General features: G+C 60.4%; 11 protein-coding genes and 2 pseudogenes. 7 read left to right on the plus strand and 6 right to left on the minus strand.

Going from position 1 to position 19,345, the window contains the following annotated elements:
- Nucleotides 1-5 precede the first annotated feature (5 nt).
- From X773_RS63200 to tssI, 3 genes are read right to left on the minus strand one after another with little or no spacing between them, the layout of a single operon-like run.
- Nucleotides 6-1,052 (minus strand): hypothetical protein, encoded by a 1,047-nt coding sequence (locus X773_RS63200; RefSeq protein WP_156937388.1) that lies wholly within the window; start codon nt 1,050-1,052, stop codon nt 6-8.
- Nucleotides 1,053-1,108: 56 nt separating this feature from the next.
- Nucleotides 1,109-1,534 (minus strand): DUF6484 domain-containing protein, encoded by a 426-nt coding sequence (locus tag X773_RS63205; RefSeq protein ID WP_023678591.1) that lies wholly within the window; start codon nt 1,532-1,534, stop codon nt 1,109-1,111.
- A gap of 7 nt (nt 1,535-1,541) precedes the next feature.
- Nucleotides 1,542-3,872, minus strand: a complete 2,331-nt coding sequence (gene tssI, locus X773_RS63210) for a type VI secretion system tip protein TssI/VgrG (RefSeq protein WP_031212159.1) — start codon at nt 3,870-3,872, stop codon at nt 1,542-1,544.
- A 281-nt stretch (nt 3,873-4,153) separates the two neighbouring features.
- Between tssI and tagH the strand changes: the two genes are divergently transcribed.
- The 3 genes from tagH (at nt 4,154) to tssM (ending at nt 10,593) form a co-directional block, all read left to right on the plus strand.
- Complete coding sequence (tagH, locus tag X773_RS63215) at nt 4,154-5,209, plus strand: type VI secretion system-associated FHA domain protein TagH (RefSeq protein WP_031212160.1); 1,056 nt, start codon at nt 4,154-4,156, stop codon at nt 5,207-5,209.
- Nucleotides 5,210-5,666: 457 nt separating this feature from the next.
- Complete coding sequence (tssL, locus tag X773_RS63220) at nt 5,667-7,007, plus strand: type VI secretion system protein TssL, long form (RefSeq protein ID WP_280952120.1); 1,341 nt, start codon at nt 5,667-5,669, stop codon at nt 7,005-7,007.
- 22 nt (nt 7,008-7,029) lie between these two features.
- Nucleotides 7,030-10,593: a type VI secretion system membrane subunit TssM gene (gene tssM / locus X773_RS63225; RefSeq protein ID WP_031212161.1), complete on the plus strand. Its 3,564-nt coding sequence runs from the start codon at nt 7,030-7,032 to the stop codon at nt 10,591-10,593.
- 626 nt (nt 10,594-11,219) lie between these two features.
- Here tssM and X773_RS78250 read toward each other — a convergent pair.
- From X773_RS78250 to X773_RS78260, 3 genes and pseudogenes are all read right to left on the minus strand, one after another.
- Nucleotides 11,220-11,533: pseudogene (locus tag X773_RS78250) on the minus strand (IS1 family transposase); the annotation flags it as partial.
- Complete coding sequence (locus X773_RS78255) at nt 11,446-11,889, minus strand: RES family NAD+ phosphorylase (RefSeq protein WP_348625936.1); 444 nt, start codon at nt 11,887-11,889, stop codon at nt 11,446-11,448. The pseudogene X773_RS78250 and the gene X773_RS78255, both read right to left, overlap by 88 nt.
- A pseudogene (locus tag X773_RS78260) lies at nt 11,886-12,444 on the minus strand (DNA-binding protein). Before X773_RS78260 ends, X773_RS78255 begins: the two are co-directional and overlap by 4 nt.
- A 544-nt stretch (nt 12,445-12,988) precedes the next feature.
- Here X773_RS78260 and X773_RS63240 point away from each other — a divergent pair.
- From X773_RS63240 to X773_RS63255, 4 genes are all read left to right on the plus strand, one after another.
- Nucleotides 12,989-13,762, plus strand: coding sequence for a PP2C family serine/threonine-protein phosphatase (locus tag X773_RS63240; protein ID WP_023678600.1), 774 nt, complete (start codon nt 12,989-12,991; stop codon nt 13,760-13,762).
- Between the two features lie 5 nt (nt 13,763-13,767).
- Nucleotides 13,768-16,353 (plus strand): serine/threonine-protein kinase, encoded by a 2,586-nt coding sequence (locus X773_RS63245; protein ID WP_023678601.1) that lies wholly within the window; start codon nt 13,768-13,770, stop codon nt 16,351-16,353.
- Between the two features lie 108 nt (nt 16,354-16,461).
- Nucleotides 16,462-16,872 (plus strand): DUF1036 domain-containing protein, encoded by a 411-nt coding sequence (locus X773_RS63250; RefSeq protein WP_023678602.1) that lies wholly within the window; start codon nt 16,462-16,464, stop codon nt 16,870-16,872.
- The gene (locus tag X773_RS63255) at nt 16,869-19,202 is read left to right on the plus strand and encodes a M23 family metallopeptidase (protein WP_023678603.1); all 2,334 of its coding nucleotides are present in this window, start codon (nt 16,869-16,871) and stop codon (nt 19,200-19,202) included. The genes X773_RS63250 and X773_RS63255 overlap by 4 nt, the downstream gene beginning before the upstream one ends.
- Nucleotides 19,203-19,345 lie beyond the last annotated feature (143 nt).

The following is a 19,345-nucleotide window of genomic DNA, read 5'->3' on the forward strand; positions in this document are numbered from 1 at the left end:
CTTCCCTACCGACGGGCAATCGGCCTGGTTTCGGGTGTGGCAGGGACGTTCATACCTGCCCATTCCGACACCTTGTCGGCCAGTGACAAAGTAACGGTGCGGTCCGCGAAAAATGTCGCGAACGGTTTGCCGAGTTCGACCGGATCCCCTGTGAACAGCTTGCTTTCTTCCCGAGCTTCAGGAAAGAGTTCCAGGAACGAGGCTTTGGCCATCAGCGCAAGGGCCGGCTCCTTCATCCGCTCGACCAGCCAGCCCAGCGCCGACTTGTCTCCCAGCATACCAATTCCACGCACGGCGATGGCAGCGGTGGAGGGCGATTTCATCAGAGCGCCCATCCAGATGCGAACGTCGTTTTCGGGTCCGGCTTTGACCAGCGCACGCATGGCGACCACCGCGTCAGTGCCGCCAGCGGTTGCGATTCTCGCGAGTTCCTGCCGCGCGAGATCACCAGCCCCCAATTCGACGAGCGCCCATGAGGCCCAGAGCCGGACGGGCCCGTCCTCGTGATCAAGCGCAGCTTGGATCTCCCGTTCCAAATCGAAGCACCGGAGCTGGCCCGCAAGACGCAAGGCAGCGGCACGCACTTTTGAATCGTGGTCTTTGATCACCCGGGCCAAAGTTTGGCCCGGGTTAACGTTGTGTGCGATACATGACGAAATGGCGAGGAACCGGATCAAGGCATCCTGGCCCCCGATCCAATTGCGCACATACGGGCCAATGGTCGCAGGTTTGTGCGATGCCAGCGCGCCGACCAGACCCTTGGCATCATCGGCCGCCAATCGTGCGAACTCGACCGCCTGTTCCACCCTTTTGCCATCATCCAGTTCCAGTGCCATCCATGCGAAGGCGAAGAGCTCTCCCTTCTCCGGAAAATTCTCGAACTGCTCGCTCAACAGCGGCCACGCGGCGGCGCCCGCGATTCGGAGTCCGTCGAGATTTATCTCCAAGCGCTCGTCGATCTCGGCGACGACCTTGGCATCGGGGGGATCCTCGGCGGACCAGCTGTCACGCTGCGCCCAAAGAAAGGCGACGAGTTCCGCGTGCTGGCGCACGACCTCCCTCGCAATGCGAAGCGGGCGTGCCCCTTCTGTATTCGACGAGGTCCGCATCAGTTCAGGTTGATCGAGCCGCCGCGAATGCGCTGCGCACCACTGGCATGGCTGGTGATCTGAGCACCACGAATGGTGATGCGGCCGTCTGCTTCCATCAGGATCGTCGCCTTGCCACATCGCAGTTCAAGGCGGTCCGCGGCGGTGACCTGCACGCGCTGTTCATCCCGGATCACCGGCAGAGCCATTTTGGCGCGGTCAGGCTCAACAATGCGGCCAACGATCAGAGGTTTGCGCGGGTCGCCTTCCTGAAACAGCAGGGCCACCTCACAGCCAATCATGTCCGACGACAATTCGCACAGGCTGCGAGCAGGCAATGCCGTCTTCTTCGGATTGCCAGGAAAAACGACTAAGGGGGACTCCTCTCCGAAACCCAGGAAGGCGCCGATCACCACGCCGTCGATCTTGTCCCTGACATTGCTCATCGTGCCCTCAATTCTCGTTGATCTTCGAGCCCTTGATGATCACATCACTCGACGCCTTGATGTTGATCGTGCCCGAGCCCTTCACGGTAATATCCTTGCCCTCGATGATGATCGTGCCGTCTTTCTTCATCACGATTTGCGCGCTACCCGACTTCAGCGTGATGCTGTCCTTGGCGTCGAGCGTGAAGTTCTTGCCGACGTCGATAACGCCGCTCTCGCCGATGTCGATCTTACTCCCTTTGGCGATCTTGAGCAGATGCCCGCCACCAACGTCGGTGCTGTCGTTCGACTTGATATTGGCGACGCGGGAGGCGCCGATATCCGTGGCCTGCGAGGCTGCGATCGCCACAGTCTGTCCCGCACCGATGCTGATGCCCTGATCGGCGCCGATGGTCCAGGTATCACTCGTGCCTATGCTGTGCGTCTGGCTAATGCCCACGCTGACCGACCTTGTCGCGCCGATCGTGTTTGTTTGCGCCGCGCCTACGGTTCGCACCTCCGCGGCGCCGACCGTATCGATACGGGCGGCCCCCACCGTGATCGTCTGGACAATTCCCACCGTCTGCGAATGGTTGGCGTCGATGTTTTCCGTCGAATTCGCCACAACGTGGATCGTCTCGTTGGATCCGACTGTCAGTGACCGGTTCGCACCCACCGTCTCGGTGTCGTTCGAGCCGATGTTTGTTGTCTGGTCTACGCCGACCTTCACTGTTTTGTTGTTGCCGACGTCCTCGTCTAGGTTGTGACCAACCGAGTGCTTAGCGTCGTGGTCGATACGGTCCGACTGGTCGTGCTGGACCAGCTTGTTGCGGTTGTGCTTGATCAGAAGGTGATGGTCCTTCTGCGCCTGGAAATTGACCAGCTCGGAGCCGGCCTTGTCCTCGAACATCAGTTCGTTGTAGCCGCCGCCACCTTTCGATGAATCGGATTTCCATCCGGATTGCGTGGCGTTGCCGGGAAGTCCGTAGGGCGGCATCTGCGCGGCGTTGTAGACCCTGCCGGTAATGATCGGAAGGTCGGGATCGCCTTCGATGAAGTCGACGATGACCTCCTGCCCGATGCGCGGTATCTGGATAAAACCCCAGCCGCTTCCGGCCCAGGTCTGCGAAACCCGCACGAAGCAGGAACTGTTCTGGTCCTTTTTGCCCAGCCGGTCCCAATGAAACTGGACCTTCACCCGCGCATATTTGTCGGTGAATATCTCCTCGCCGGACGGACCGACCACCGTGGCCGTCTGGGGACCGCGCATGATTGGCCGTGTCGTGACTCGCGGCGGACGATAGGGCAAGGCCGTGGGTGCCACGCCAAGGACCACCTTGAACTTCTCGCTCTCGACATCCGCATGGGCTCTGTAGCCCGGGTCGAACAGTCTGTATTCGGCGCTCACCACCAGATACTCTCGGTTCTGGTCTTCGCGCGGGAAGCCGTCCAGCTTGAAAGTGCAGCCTGAATACAGGCCGCGCACGGTTCCAACAGCGGCGATGCGCTGGTGCACCGCCTGGATTTCCTCGCGCCGGATCGCCGCTAGGGTGTCGCCGCGGCCCACTTCCAGATGCGCGCCGGGCTGCCGGTAATTCTCCCCCGCGGCCAACTTGTGACTGAACGGCTGGGCCGATTTGGCCATCAGGTCGGCGCCCGGTTTCCTGAAATCATAATCGGTATGGACATAGGAGCCCGGCCGCACCGAGCTGCCCGGGATCCATTCGGTGATATATTCGACATCACGCCGGGAGCCCTGCCCCTCAAAGTGGTAAGGCACTTTTTCATAGCCCGGCGCTGGCTTCAGCTTGCCCATCGCATCGGCCAGCACAAGAGTGTGCTTGCCCTCGCCATGCTCGAAGAAATACAGGATGCCTTCATGCTCGAGCAGCCGCTGCACGAAGTCGAGATCGCTCTCGTCGTACTGGACGCAGTACTCGCGCGGCGGATAGGACCCTTGCAGGCGCTTCTCGAATCTTGCCGTGCTGTATTTCGAAAATACCTCTTCGACGATTTCGATGACGCTCATGTTCTGGAAAATGCGGCAGTCGGTCGTATTGCCGAGAAACCAGAGCCATGGCCGGACGACTGCTTCGTAATAGGCCAGCCGATCCTCGATCCGGGTGAGGCGAAAGTCCGACACGATGCCGCTGAACCAGCGCTGGGGGTCGGCTTCACCTTCGATGGAGACGGGGCCACCCAGCATTTTCAGCGGATCAATATCGGCGCTGGGGCTTACGAACCCGACCGTATAGGCCAGACAACGACTGATCTCATCTCGCCCGACGAGATGTGTGAAGGTCAACAGCTCAGCGCCAACTGGCGTTTGCACCACCGTGGCACGTTGTTCACTCGGCATGGGTCGTGCCCCTCCTCGGCCTAGCCGCCAGCGTGGTGGATTCGAAATCCAAATCAGGAACTCGAAATCACATCTAACCTCGATGAATGCCAGTCCATGTCGAGCGTAACACATGTTGTTGTGCTGGCCAAAGAGGACCATGAAGCGCCGCCCGGCCCTGCGCTACCAAGAATTCGCTCGCTGCGTTGCGCCAAACGTTATGCGAATTTGGGGTTAGCCACGCTAAAAACATGGAGTATCGTGTCGGCAAGGCCGCCAGCGATCACACAGGCGATTTTCGCATGTTAATCAGTCTGCAGATCAGCAATGTCGATGCCCTGCCCACTGGCGTGGCGCCTGGCTACCGATCGCGTAATCGCAGCTTCAAAATCGGCCGCGAACATTGCGACTGGATCTTGCCTGATCCTGACAAGTTCATCTCAGGCCGGCATTGCCAAATCCGCTACGAGGCAGGCGCGTTTTGGCTGCACGACATTTCGCGCAATGGCACTTTCATCAATGGATCGAGCCAACGCATCACCGGTCCGCGCCGGCTAGACCACGGTGACAGGCTCCTGGTCGGCCGCTACGTCATCTTTGTATCGATTGACGACGAGCATGCAACGCCAAGTCATCCGGAGGCCGACCGAGGTTCGACGCAACGACACATGCCGGTCGCGGCCGATCGGCTGCTTGATTCCGGAGGCGAGCCTCTCTTCAGTTCGGCAGAGCGATGGCTCGGGCAAGCACCGCCATCGACATCGTCGCTGCCTAGGGCCGTCCACTCGACGACAGACGAGGTGCTGCGGGAAATTGCAATCGGCGCAGGCATCTCGCCGGAATTGTTCCAATTGCGTGATCCGCATGAAGTCGCTGCCGAAATCGGCGCAGTGCTTCGCACGGTGGTCGACCAACTGGCCATGCTGCTGAAGGCACGTGCGGCTGCAAAGACATTGGCCAAGAGCCCACACCGAACGATGATAAGCTCCGCTGAAAACAATCCCCTCAAATTTGTCCCAGCGACCGACGACATACTCGAAATCATGTTCGCGCGGCGCAGGGCTGGCTATCTCGATGCCAGGCGCAGCGTCGAGGACGCGTTCCGCGATCTCAAGGCGCACGAATTTGCCACCTATGCCGCCATGCAAGCTGCACTCTCGCGACTGCTTGACGACCTGTCGCCGGAAGCGATCGGCAAAAAGCTCCCGCCGACATCGTTTACCTCGAAGAAGGCCCAAGCGTGGGACGCTTTTGTCGGCACATGGCGGAGCATGGAGGAAGCCCACGAAAACGGCATGCTGGATATATTCTTGGCCTATTTCAGCGAGGCGTATGCCAAAGCCGACAAGCACAAATAGACCTGCGCAACATACTGCACCGCTGTAGCTGACGAAGAAAAGAGCGACGGCGCACCGCATCATGTTCCAATCGACAACATCTGGGACTACGATCACATACGACAGTTCGCCAAGCGGGTAAGCCTGATTGACCTGGGGGTCTGCGGCAAATGTCACATTGCGGCGCCATAGTTTCTTGTAGCTCCGGACCGCCTTGCCGGAAGGACCATTGCCTGGCCTATCCAGCCAGGAAAGATCTGGCGCCTCTCGCACGCGAGCGCGGACACTGCACGGCAGCGGCATATCGGCGATGAGCTCGAAGGACGATCCTTTCGGCCCGGTCGGCAAGACCGTCATCCGCACCAATCCACGACGCGGGCAGAATGCGAAACCAGCCGCAAACGAACCGATTGCGAAGACCGTCGCGCCCCCGCATGTCAAGGAATCGACAGTTTTCGATCCTGACATAGGTCGGCATATGCCGCCGGACTGGACATCCGGAACCATTCTTTATCAGGGAGCATCGTCCGGTACAGCGGCCAGAGCCGAGGCGGCCGGGTCAAGGCCGAGCATTCAGCAGGAGGTGCTGCTCGGCGCCGTAGACACGGTAAAATATTCGACGGCAAATCCGATCCTCGCTGGGTCAGCACCGTTGCTCGTCCTGTTCGGGCATCTCAGGCTCGTGCCGGTCGAAAGACAGGTGGCGCCATTGGCCGAACATATCGCCGATGCGATCGAGAGGTTCGACTGGACGCTGGAGAAGTCAGGGGTTCCCGAAGAGGATGCGCGGATCGCCAAGTTTGCCCTTTGCGAAACGGCCGACGATCTTGTGGGCAACCTGCCTTGGGCCGGCGAGGACACCTGGGCACAGCACAGTATGCTGTCGCGGTTCTTTCACATCGAGCCCACCGGCGCCGGCTTTTACGAAGCACTGAACAAGGTGCTGGCCAATCCTGAGCCACACTTAGACCTGCTCGAGCTGATGCATGTCTGCCTATCCCTGGGATTTGAGGGCCAGTATCGTGGCCTGGCGCGCGACGATACCAGTCTCGAACGTGTGCGGCGCGACGTCTACGAGACGCTTCGCTACTTCAGGGCCCGCGCCGGAGAGGACATCTCCCCCCGCTGGCAAGGCATGGCCGCTATGATGGTGCCGTCTTCGACCCGCCTGCCGCTCTGGGGTGTTGCTGCAGCGGCGTCAGCCCTGGTGACGGCCGCGTTCTTCACGTTGCGGGCGTTCATGACCGATGAAGGCGATGCTGCAGCCAGACAATTGCTGGCGCTCAATCCCTCGACGCCTGTGACGATCGAGCGCGCCAGTGTGGAACCCCCACTTGCCAAACCGGTGACAGCCGCCTCGCCTGCCGTGACCGGCCAGATCGACCGCATCCGCTCAGCACTGTCCACGCAAGTCGAGCGCGGCGGGATGACCATCGGCACAAAAGGCGACTTCATCGTAGTGGAGATCAACAATCAATTGTTGTTTCAGCCAGGCAAGACCGAAGTGAAGCCCGAGTTTCTGCCACTGGCCACACAGATTGCCGCAGCCCTTGAGCACGAGCCAGGGCCAATCACGATCGTTGGCCACACGGATAATGTGAAACCACGGAAATCAAGCACGTTCAAATCGAATTTTGACCTTTCGGTCGCCCGCGCGAAGGCTGTTGAGACAATGATCGCCGCGAAGCTTAACGATCCCTCGCGAGTAACCGCCGAGGGCAAGGGCGAAGATGAGCCAATTGCCGACAATGCGACGTCCGAGGGCCGCGCCAAGAACCGCCGTGTCGACGTGATGATCCCCAAGGAGGAAACGCTGTGAACACCGCCGGTGGGAAACGCCAATGATGCGTTGGCTGCCGCGGATATTCAGCACGTTCGCGTTGGCCGGTTTCGCGGCGGCGGTCTGGTTTGCCGGACCTTTGATCCGCTTCGCCGATATCCGGCCTCTGGGATCCGTCTGGCTGCGCGCGACAATCATCGGCACGATCGTGGCGATCGCGGCCCTCTTTTACGGAGTGGGCTTTTGGCAGAGGAGAAAGGCGCAAAAAGCGCTCGAGACGGTCGTCGCTCGCGCCGAGGGCAGCAATGACGATTTGCCGGTACTCGAGGCGCGCATGAATGAAGCCATCGCAGCGTTGAAGCGGTCGAGCGGCAAACGCAATTTCCTCTACGACATCCCCTGGTACATCATCATTGGTCCGCCTGGCGCAGGCAAGACGACGGCACTGGTCAATTCGGGTCTGAATTTTCCGCTTGCCGGTTCGGGAAACGCCCAGCCGGTGGCCGGTGTCGGCGGCACCCGCTCCTGCGACTGGTGGTTCACCGAAGAGGCAGTGCTGATCGATACGGCGGGACGCTACACGACGCAGGAGTCCAATGCCGGAAGCGACAGCACGAGCTGGCTCGCCTTCTTGTCGCTGCTCAAGAAATACCGCACCAGGCAACCGATAAACGGGGTCATCCTGGCCATCAGCCTTGCCGATCTCATCGGCCTCGACGACCAGCAGCTCGATGCCCACGTCATCGAAATACGCAGTCGCCTGAGGGAAATCTACGAAACGCTGAAAATCCAGTTTCCGGTGTACCTGCTTTTCACCAAGGCCGATCTTGTTGCCGGCTTCATGGATTATTTCGGCAGTTTCGAGGAGCCGCGCAGGCGCAAGGTCTGGGGCGCGACATTCCAGACCACAGACCGGAACAAGAACATGGCCGGTGAGGCTTCGGCCGAATTCGATGCACTGGCGAACCGCTTGGCGGACGAGATGCCTGATCGCCTGCAGGAAGAGCCTGACCCGGTCTCGCGCATATCGATCTTTGGCTTTCCGGCCCAGTTTTACGCGCTCAAGGGCCGAATTGCCAATTTCGTGACCAGCCTGTTCGATCCGGTCCGTAGCCAAGTCAACGTCAGCTTGCGTGGGCTCTACTTCTCGTCGGGGACCCAAGAGGGAACGCCGATTGATCAGGTATTGGGCGCAATCGGCCGCAGTTTCGGCAACAATTCCCGCCCCCACCTGTCCGGGACCGGCAAGAGCTTCTTTTTGCACGATCTCCTGACTGATGTCATTTTCGCCGAATCCGGATGGGTTTCCTTTGACCGAGCGAGCGAGAGGCGGGCAGCGGCTCTCAGATATGGCGGCTTTGGCATCATAGCCTTGATCACTGCAGCGGCCCTTGGCGCGCTCGGGATGAGCTTCATGGCCAACCGCTCGCTGATTGCCTCCACGACGCAGGCGACGAGCCAATATCGCGAGACAGCCGACGCTCTGCTCAAAAGCACGACGGTCACCGATGTCGACCTTGAAAACGTCATCGGGCCGCTCGACCAGTTGCGCAACATGCCGGCCGGTTTTGAAACCAGTGACTTACCGACCCCGATCGAGGAAACGGTCGGCCTTAGCCAGCGGGAAAGGCTTCTTTCGGCATCGACAACGGCCTACCGGCAAGCACTGGAACGAATGTTGCGGTCGCGTCTGCTTGTTCAGGCGGAGCGGACCGTCCAGGCGACGATGGCTGAGCCCGCCGCGCTCTACGAACCGCTCAAGATCTACCTGATGCTCGGCGGCAAGGCACCCAAGGTCGATGACGCATTGATCATCTCCTGGATGAAGCAGGATTGGGAACAGAACCGGTATCCAGGCGAGAGCAACCGCGAAGGACGCGCGCAGCTCGAAAAGCACCTGCGCGCCATGCTTGCGTTGGACGATGCCTATGATCCGGTTTTCGAACTCAACCAGCCGCTTGTGGAAGCCGCCCAACGTTCACTCGGGCGCATGAGCCTTACCGATCGTGCGTCCGCATTGATCAAGTCGGCGGTGTACGCGGCTGCGCTGGACGATTTTTCTGTTTCGCAAAAAGGCGGGCCGGAAGCGCAGCTTGTGTTCGAGCGCGTCGATGGCGGCGATCTGTCGAAGCTCCGTATTCCCGGTCTCTACACCCATACCGGATTCAACAACTTCTATCTCGGACAGCTTTCGCGCATTGCGCAGACACTCGTCGACGACCAGTGGGTCCTGGGCGGTGGCGGCGAGCAAGGCGGGATCAATCAGGAGTTGCTCCAGCTTGGCCCCGAACTTCTCGATCGCTACGGCAAGGAGTTCGCAGCCGCGTGGAACAGCGTTCTCGATGGTTTGAAATTCAAAGCCATGCTGAACGACAAGCCGAACTATGTCGCGCTTTCCGCCGTTGCCTCACCAAGCTCGCCGGTCGAACAGCTTTTTACCGCAATTGCCGAGGAAACAGCCTTGGCGCGCGACCCTGTCTCCGGCGAAGACTCGGGCACTGGGGTGAAAGCCGGCGCCCTCATGCGCCAGTACCAGGATGTCGCGGACATGGCCAAGGGCCTGGCTCGCATCGGCATTCAAATTAGCTCCGCAAAGTCGCAAAGCCGTGCCGGTACGGGGTCCGCGAAATTTCAAAGCCAGAGCCCTGGGGCAAACATCGAAGCGCAGTTCAGGTCCTTCCAGGCTCTGGTAAGCGGTCCTTTTGGACACCGACCCATCGATGCGCTGACCCAGAATTTTCGCGACATCCACCAGAGCCTGCAACTGGCAACCGAGATCCCCTTGCAGACGGAACGTGTCAACGCCAACCTGCAGTTGCAGATAGCCACCCTTCGCGCCAATGCATCGCGTCTGCCCAAGCAACTCGGCAGAATGGTCAACGCAACTGCAGACGAATTTGAGGGCAACGCGGCTGAAATTTCCTTGACGAATTTGAACGAGATGCTCGACCAGGCCGTCACGCAGCCCTGCGAGAACGCGGTCAACGGCCGCTACCCCTTCGCCGGCGATGGTACCGAGGATATTGCGATGGCGGACTTCGCCAAGTTGTTCTCTCCAGGCGGCCTGATGGACCGGTTCTTCGCACAAAACCTTGCTTCCTTGATCGACATGAGCGGCCAGGACTGGAGTTGGAACCGGGATGCGCGCTTTGGGCGCGACCTGTCGAAGTCGACGCTGAAAAACTTTCAGCTGGCTGCTGAAATCCGCGGCGCATTTTTTCCGTCGGGTGGGTCAATGCCGTCGGTCAACCTGACCTTTACCCCGTTCTCGCTGAACGGTGATGCAGATACTGCGGTGCTCGACGTCGATGGCCAGATCGTCCAGAGCAACCAGGCTGGCAACACGCCAAGCACTGTGTCCTGGCCGACCGATGCAGCCTCGAGATCCGCCAGTCTGAGGGTGATGCCGGAAATGCCGGGCCGCGAATCCGCAATCAGGTTCGAAGGGCCGTGGTCGCTCAAGAGGTTGCTGGACAAGGCGACGATCACCGGCAAAGACGACACTGTGGAGGCGCGCTTCGTAATCGGCGGACGCGACGTCAGCTATACGATCCAGACCGGTTCCGGAGCCAGCCCCTTCTTCCTTCCCGCCCTTTCTGCATTCAGCTGTCCGAAGGCGTTTTGAGAGGATTTGAACCTCACCTTTGCAACTAGGGCGCCAAAAGCCGTTGCGATCACGGATTGTCCTTCCCTCGGTGAAGTCGCATCGGAGTGAACTCTGGGATAAAGCGCATTTGCCGGTAGTGGGTGAGTTTGAAATCAACCGCCGCGCTTCTTGCCGGGTCAGTTCTTCGGCATTTGGGGTGGCACAAGTTGAATGTAGGGCGTCGTCGGTTCCTTATCAGAGCGAATGCGGCTGGGGGCCGGCTTCCCGTGTTTGCCGAGCGACCTAATGTATAGATAGAGCGATTGCATATCGCTCTCCTCCATCGCTCGAAGATTGTACCAAGGCATCGGTGGAGACGTTCTAATGCGCTTCAGCATCCCTACAAATCCACGCTCGGTCATTACCGAAGCATCTATCCGAAGATTGGTCGCATAGGTCGTGCCCCANGTAGCCTTCGGTATGGCAATCGTGACACCCGCCGATGATTGATACCTGCAACCCTCGTTCGACCGATACTTCGCCTTTAGCGAAGGCTGCAATTGGGGTCGTGAGACCGGCTAACAGGAAAAACAGGCTTGTGATGCGCATCCTTCCCTCCCATGCGTTCCGCTAAGCATATATGACCCAACGTCCGAAGGCGACGGCTAGCTTGAAAGGCTCTTTTTGTAAGGGCCGCAAACAGCCGGTTTCTCGCCTTCCTTCGCTTCGATTAGCGCAACGATGTCAGTGATCTCCCAACGCTTGCCAGTCCGCCAGCGGCTATCGCCGGGGTCATGCGAAGCGCAGCATGGATGCGGACGAAGTTGTAATACGTGAAGTGCAGAGCCACGGCGTTGGCGTGAGCCTCCACTTTCTTTGAGAAGCCGTTGGTCAGGCGCGTGAAGCGGCGCATATGCATCCGCATGGTGAGGTACTGACGCTCGGCAAATGACGTGCTGACGTGTTTGATGTCTGGGTTGACTTCGATCCGTTGTTTCTGTGCATCAGCGCATTCGGCGGGGCTGTAACGGCCCTTTCCGCCATGCCGACCATGAGGCGTTGAGGATTGCGTAGTAGTGTTTCGGCCAGCGTGCCGCGAAGCGTCAGCCCGGCATAGAGGACTCCGAACCGTCCGCCCGCGCTGTCAAAACGGGTCGTTGGTGGCACGCCTCGTCCGGACCAAAAAATGGGGTCGAGCCAAGATCGGTGAATACGGTGCAACACCTGACCGGCTTCTATGTCGTCAATAGGAAGCGAGATATCGTCAAGCCAATCAGGAGGAGGAGGCGCCCGACCGGGTGGACCGCGGCGCGCGGCTCGATCCACGGAGATCACGCAAAGCCATCCACAGCCTCACTGCGTAGAATGCGCAGAACTAAATCCGCCTCGCCTGCCCTTAACGCCTCTAGTGGCGTGCGCTCTCCGAGCACGGAGTCGGGGGCGAGCAAGAAGTCCAGCGCCATCCACGGTCCGGCTGAAGTGTAGGCCCGCACAACGTTCTCGATGCCGGGGACCACATCCGTTTCGTCAAATTGGCAAGCAGGATATCGCCAGTCGCTCCCCTGCCGAACGGCAAGCAATGACCCGCCCGGCGTCCTCGGCCGACAAGATGCGGCCCGCACGCTCGATCAGAATCTTGCGATATTCGACGTTTCTTGCCAGGGCGGGGACCAGTCGGTCGAGCTCTATGACGGCTGACTCGACGACGTCCGACTGGTTGAGAGGCCGGGCGAGCGAACCGGCATCGGTCGGGGCCGACAATGCGTCAGAGAGAACCTTTAGCGAGGCAGTGGCTGCATGCGCTCAAGCGCCGATGTGGCGCGTCGAAGAAACACTGCCTGCAGACTATCGAGACCCGATAATACTTTTGTTTAGCGCTGGCCGAGCCATGGTGATCTCGCTGGGTGACATCAGGAATATATAGAAACGACGTTGCCTCCATCAACCAGCCGGATGTCACGGGTGAGGATCGATACTTTGGCATATACCGTGCCTCCTGTTTCTATGCCGGCGTCGGCCATGTGCGCTGGGTTGCACGCCGCTCGCTCGGATCCTGAAAGAAGTCGGGGTCCACGGCAGTGGCATCCAGGGTGGTCTTCTCTGGCGCCGATGATGGGGAGATCACATGACGTCATTCCGCACAATTCTCGGGTACTGACAGCTGCCTGCTTGGTTGTGAGATGAGCGGGAACGCTTAGGCAGCGGCAAGCTGTGACAGACGGGGAGATCGCAGCATGCGCAGTTGAGGAGGCAACGGAGCGCAGTTGCGCCCTCAAATCATCTCTTGAGCTCTTTCTGGTGGTGACCCGCCACAACGGTCACGCGCTCAACGCTAGATTTCGATATTTTAATATTCGAGCCTGTGGCAAAGTGGCGCCAGCGAGCGCCTGAGAGTGCGCTGCAGAGGACACTTCGAGAAGCGCTTGGTGGCAAGTTGAGCGATGTCGCCCTTTCCTTTGAAAGCTTCGGCGTGAGCCACAATGGCTGTGTCCGTGAGCACAATGAAGACAACTATCTGGTCGAGCCGCGAACCGGCCTGTGGGTGGTGGCAGACGGAATGGGTGGGCATGAAGCCGGAGAGGTTGCTTCAGCCAGCATCGTCGATCATCTGGCCACGATCGGCATTGCCAGTTCCGCCCCGGATCTTCGTGCACGCTTCGAGGACAGGCTGAGCCGTGCCAACGCCGAGATCCGCAGGATCTCCGAGTCCCGCGGCATAACCATCGGCTCCACCGTTGCCGCCCTGTTGGCGAGGGATGGGCGATTTGCCTGCCTATGGGCGGGCGACAGCCGGGTTTATCTGATCCGCAACGGCTCGATCTCACAGATATCGAAGGACCACACCGAAGTTCAGGAACTTCTCGACCGCGGCATGATCAGCGCAGCCGAGGCGCTCACCTGGCCGCGCCGCAATGTCATCACGCATGCGGTAGGCGTCAGCGACGAAATCGTCATCGATTTCCAGCAAGGCGAAATCATGCCGGGAGACATCTTTGTGTTGTGCACCGATGGGCTGACGGCGCATCTGACCGATGCCGAGATCGGCGCCGCGGTTGTGACTGCGACACCTCAGGCGGCCTGTGAGGCTCTGCTGAAAACGGTGCTGGAGCGAGGCGGGACAGACAATGTCACGATTGTGCTGGTAAAATTCGCAAACAGAAGCAATGGACACCCCCCCTACCCTGATCTGTCCAGAGCGGAGGGTTGAGGCCGATGAGCGCCGACGACAAGACGCGAATATCGCCGCAGCTGGCCAACACCGCCGTCGGCACGCAGCTCAGCGGCATCTACGAACTTGACGAGCGGATCGCATTCGGCGGCATGGGTGAGGTCTACCGCGGACACAACATCCAGACTGGCGACCATGTCGCGATCAAGATCGTCCTGCCCGAATTTGCCCGCGACCCGACGATCTTGTCCTTGTTCCGCAAGGAAGCGTCGATCCTCAATCACCTCTCGCATGATGCAGTCGTGAGATATCACGTCTTCACCATCGACCCCGGGATCGGTCGTCCTTACCTTGCGATGGAATTTGTCGACGGCGAGTCGCTTTACGACATCATCCGACGTGGCCCGATGCCGACTGAAGAGGTACGCAAGCTCTGCCATCGCCTCACGTCGGGACTGAGCGCCGTGCATGAAGCGGGAGCAATTCACCGCGATCTCTCCCCGGACAACATCATCTTGCCGGGAGGTCGGGTCGATCGCGCCAAGATCATCGATTTCGGAATCGCGCGATCGGCGACCGTCGGCGGTGAGACCCTGATCGGCGGAAAATTCGCGGGAAAGTACAACTACGTTTCCCCCGAACAGCTTGGGCTGTACAGCGGCGATGTTAGCGAGCAGTCCGACATCTACAGCCTGGGGCTGGTGCTGGTTGCCGCCTTGCGCGGCAAGCCGATCGACATGAGCGGGTCGCAATTCGAGATCATCGAAAAGCGCCGGACCGTGCCCGACCTGTCTGACATCGACGACGATTTTCGCGGCATTGTTGAAGCCATGCTGCAGCCGGATCCGCGAGACCGCCCGGTGAGCATGGCGGAGATCGCCAGGATGACGCGTGACGAGGACGAAGGGACAACGCCGCCGACGTTCATCCCAAACCGCGACAGGCCGGGTCTGCCACGAGCGGGGCAAACGCTTGCGCCCGATCCGAAGGCCTCGTCCCCGCCGTCCAATGTCTTGGGCCATGACGCGGCTTTGGCAGGCTCGGGCGGGCAGCGCTTTGTCCCGCATGTCCGGCCAGCGCTTTTGTCCGAACCGCGGGCCGCACCGATCGCCGCGCCGCCACGTGCGGTCGTGGGCGCTGTTCCTGGAAGGTCCTCAAAGACGCGAACCATCGCAATCTCTGCCTTCGCGACATTGGCTCTCGCCTCGGTTGCCGGCCTTTATTTCAGCGGCTTTACAACGCCCACCGCGCCGAGCGCCAGCAAGACCTCGCTTTCCGCGCCAGAGCCACCACAGGCTGCACCCCAAGCAACAATGCCTGTCCCCGAAGCATCGATTCCTGAGGCAGAGGCGTCAAAGCCGCTGGCGACGGACAATGATGCGGACTCCCCTGCGCCGCCACAGGAAGTTCCAGCCCCAAAGCCGCAAACGGAGGCTACATTAGCGCCAGCTGAGAATCAGGCGGAGGCCGCAGTTCGAATGCCGCCGCCGGCAGCGTCGCCCAAGATGCTCCCGAAACCCGAGGAAACGTCGAAGCCGTCGGCAAGTGCGGCGCAACCGCCGGCCGAAAACGCAACGCCATCAGTTCAGCCCGATACGCCCCCGCCGCCTGCCAAGATTGCTCCCGCCCTCCCGCCGGTCGAAAAAGCTCCGACGGCGCCCGCGACCCAGTCAGGTGCCGCGGCGAGCCAGAAGCCTGAACATCAGGCAAGCCACCAGGCGGAGGCGAAACCGGCCACGCCCTCCCCCAAACCGGCTGCAGACCAGGCAGATGCGACGAACGCACAGGAGCAGCAGGCCGACCTCCCGCCGGCCAAACACCAAGCAAGCCGGCCGGCGAAGGCGATACCAGCAGCGCCCGTTCCAGAGCCGGCTGCACGCCAGGCGGATGCGACGAGGGCAAAGGAGCAGCAGGCCGACCTGCCGGCGGCCAGAGAACCAGACCAGGCCATTGTCGCCCTGAACCTGCCTAAGCCAGAAGTTGCCCCGGTAATCGACGATATAGCGCAACGTGTCTCGTGGGTTCGCGACTTCAGCGGCGGCGACTGTTTCTACGCCGCCGTGACTTCGATAACCGACAAGACCGCTGCCATCGAAGGATTTGGAACCGCGGTCCAGCCCTTCGAGCAGATGCTGGCTGATTTCCAGGCAAAGTTCCACGTTGAGCCGGACATCAACGTGCGCCTCATTGAGCCGAGCCAGTGCGAAGTCACCAATTTCCTGCGCTTTCTGGGGCAGACTGCTGGCGAAAAGCCGCAGCTTGTTCTCGATCGAACATCGGTGCCGAACGGTACACCGATCAGCGGTACGCTGGTGACGCGTGGCGGGCTCATTTCCAGCGTGCTGCTGATCGACCACAAAGGCATGATGTTCAACCTCGACGACCGCATGGTCGTACAATCGGACAAGGCTACCTTCAGCATCCCGATCAGTCTCGGCGCCGCCGACAGGGCTGCAGGCAAGGCCGTGCCGCAGATCATCATGGTGATTACCGGGCCCCAGGATATCCAGGCGGCTGCGTTCTCCACGCCAGTGCCAGCCTCGCGGCTGTTGCCCAAAATCCTCGAGGAAATCGAGACCAACGGATCTCAGTTCTCGGCCAGTGCCAAATATTTCCGGCTCGGCGGGTAGTATGGGCGTGCAATGGAACTCTGCCGCTCGCGTTTGCCCCGCTCGTCTGACGGCCTGCCCGTAAAGCAGCGCGATCGGTTTCGAGCCTTGCTTGTCTTGACAGGCCGCATGAGGCTTGCGGTCGTTTCGGGCGCGGCACTCCTAGCCGTGCTCTCATGCAATGAAGCGCGCGCCGAATTCACGGTGTGCAATCAGACGCTCGACGTCGTCAACCTCGCCGTGGGCCAGGAGGTCGACAATGCCGACCAGACCGATGGCTGGTGGACCATCGGCGCAAATCAGTGCGTGAACGTCATCCGCGAGGAACTGACGAACCGCTACATCTACCTCTACGCCACTGACGTTTTCGGCCACGCCATCCTGACCGGATCGACCGAAATGTGCATTGAGCGGCGACGTTTCTCGATACGCAGCATCGACGAATGCTGGCAGCGCGGCCATATTGCCGCGCGATTTGTTGAAGTCGATACGCTGGAACAGGTGCGGTGGACATTTTTCCTGACCGGAAGCAGTCCGTGACGCACGCTATCGACACCAGCTTCAAGGAAAAGAAGCAAGCACGCGCTGCCCTTCGCCGGCGCATGTTTTGGCGCAGGCTTCTTGCCGGCTTCGCCACGGTTTTCCTGTGTTCGATTGCCGCCGGCTTCTATCTCACCGCAGACTATTGGTCGTTTGGCGACGAAGACGAGGAGCTGCATGCGGTCGAAGGAGCCGACGATGTGCCCGCTGATGCCTCTGTTTATGTGCCTGCCATTATCGGCCTGGCGGGGGACCCGATGTGGATCACGCTCGCACCCGATTCCGGCGCCGCAACGAAAGGCCGCGTTGTTCCGCGCCCGGCCGAACTCGAGCAGGCCGGGGTTTCGCCACAGCTCGAGATTTTGTCCGACGTCATGCTTAGCGCCAGCGAGAAATTCATGACCACCATACCGTCGACGCAGGAGGATTTTGCATTCTTCCAGGCGCAACGAAAGACGGCTCCAGCAGCCTCCAGCGATCTGCAGAACAATCTTCAGCCATTTCCTGCCCCGGATGAACCCGCGCCTGCTGCCGATCAACTGGCCGAAGCCGACGACCCGGAGGCCGGCTGGGGTGAAACAATCGATGCAGGCGATGCAGCTCTTCCGGCGTTCCACAAGACCCAGATCGAAAACAACACCAGCGTCGCAACTGTGACGAACGAATATCAGCGGTTTGAGGCGACGGAAGACACGTTCGTGAAGATCCTCAACGATCGCAGTCTGGATAGCGTTGCGCTCGATGCACATTTCTCCGCCGACGACGCCAAGCAGGCAGGCGAGGCGCTGAAGGCCCTCTTCGGCCGGGACGGCCTGGAACCGGGCTATGTCGTGGCCATGCGTGGATACCGGCCCAACCGCGAGACGACAACGATGTCCCTCATGCAGGTGTCGATCTACGCCAAGAACGTCTTTGTCGGTACGCTGACGCGTAATGCCGCGGGCGTGTTGGTATCGGGCGTTGACCCTTGGGTACGCGAAGATCTGTTCAACTACTCGGGCGCGCCGGCGGAAGGCGGCCACAAAAGGCAGTATCGTCTGCTCGACGCGATCTACTCGACTGCGGCACGCAACAGCGTTCCAACCGGCGTGATCGGCGAAGCCATCATGTATCTGTCGAGAGGACAGGATCTGGATGCCTTTGCAAGCGAGGACCAGCGTCTTGTGCTGATCTATTCTCAGACGCCGCGCGGCAAGGACGAAGGCGCCGGCCGCGTGCTGTATGTTGGTGTCCAGGGCACGACAAAAAGTCTCGACTGTTTCGTCTTCCAGCAGGGTGATGGCCAGTTTGCATGCGTGACAGGCGACGATCAGGTCCGTTCGCTGACGGTCACCAATGGCATGGTCACACCGGTCAACGGGGTCTTGACCTCGACCTTCGGGCCGCGCAAGCATCCAATTCTAGGCACCGTTCGCATCCACAAGGGCGTCGACTGGGCGGCGCCGGTCGGCACGCCGATCGCAGCCGCCTTCGATGGCGAAATCAGCTTCCAGGGCGATGGGGGCGGCTACGGCAATCTAGTCAAGATTTCGCACGGGAGCGGGCGCGAGACGCGCTATGCGCATATGCAGAAATTTGCAATCGAGGGCGGCGTCGGCACCAAGGTGAAGGCAGGCGACATCATTGGCTATATCGGCACCACCGGCCTTTCGACCGGACCGCATTTGCATTTCGAACTCTACCAGAATGGCGCGGCGATCGACCCACTGGGCACGGTTACCGCGGTCGCTTCGGATCTGTCCGCCGTCGAAACGCTCACCGACCGTATCGTCCATGTCGAAAGTGGCGGCAGCGCCCGTGCCAAGAACCCAAATTCTTCAGCGACAGGCGCCGGCCAATTCATCACAAAGACCTGGATCCGGATGATGAATACTTACCGCCCCGAACTTGCACGCACACTCTCGACCGCCGACCTGCTCGCCCTTCGATACGACGCCACGATCTCGCGCGAGATGGTTCGCAATCTGGCGCGAGAAGGCGAAGCCTACCTTCGGGCGCGCGGCCACCACATCACAGCCGGCCGGCTCTATCTCTGCCATTTTCTCGGCATGGAGGGCGCGCATCAGGTGCTGTCGGCATCGGGTTCGGCGCAATTGAGCGCCGTGCTCGGGTCAGCCGTCATTCAGGCCAATCCTTTTCTGACCGGCAAGACCGCCAGCTATGTCGCGGACTGGGCCGAAAGGAAGATGGGTCGCAAGCTGAGCCCAGCCACAACCGCGGCGGGCCAGCAGACGACGACCACCACGGAGGTCCGGCAGACATCGCCCGAGTTCGCAAAGTACAAACAGGTGATCACGGCGATGCTGAGCTCTGTTCAGAATGCGCTTTGAGCCTGTGCATGGCCCCGGCAAATCGTAACCGCTTGGGTGCACGCAGACGACCGGTTTTCGGTCCAACGAGTGCTATACTTCGACCTCTGCGCACTTTCGAACCGTGGCCAAGTTCACATACGCCACGGCCATTTTCGGGTTGA

Source organism: Mesorhizobium sp. LSJC280B00 (assembly GCF_000502835.1).
GTDB lineage: Bacteria > Pseudomonadota > Alphaproteobacteria > Rhizobiales > Rhizobiaceae > Mesorhizobium.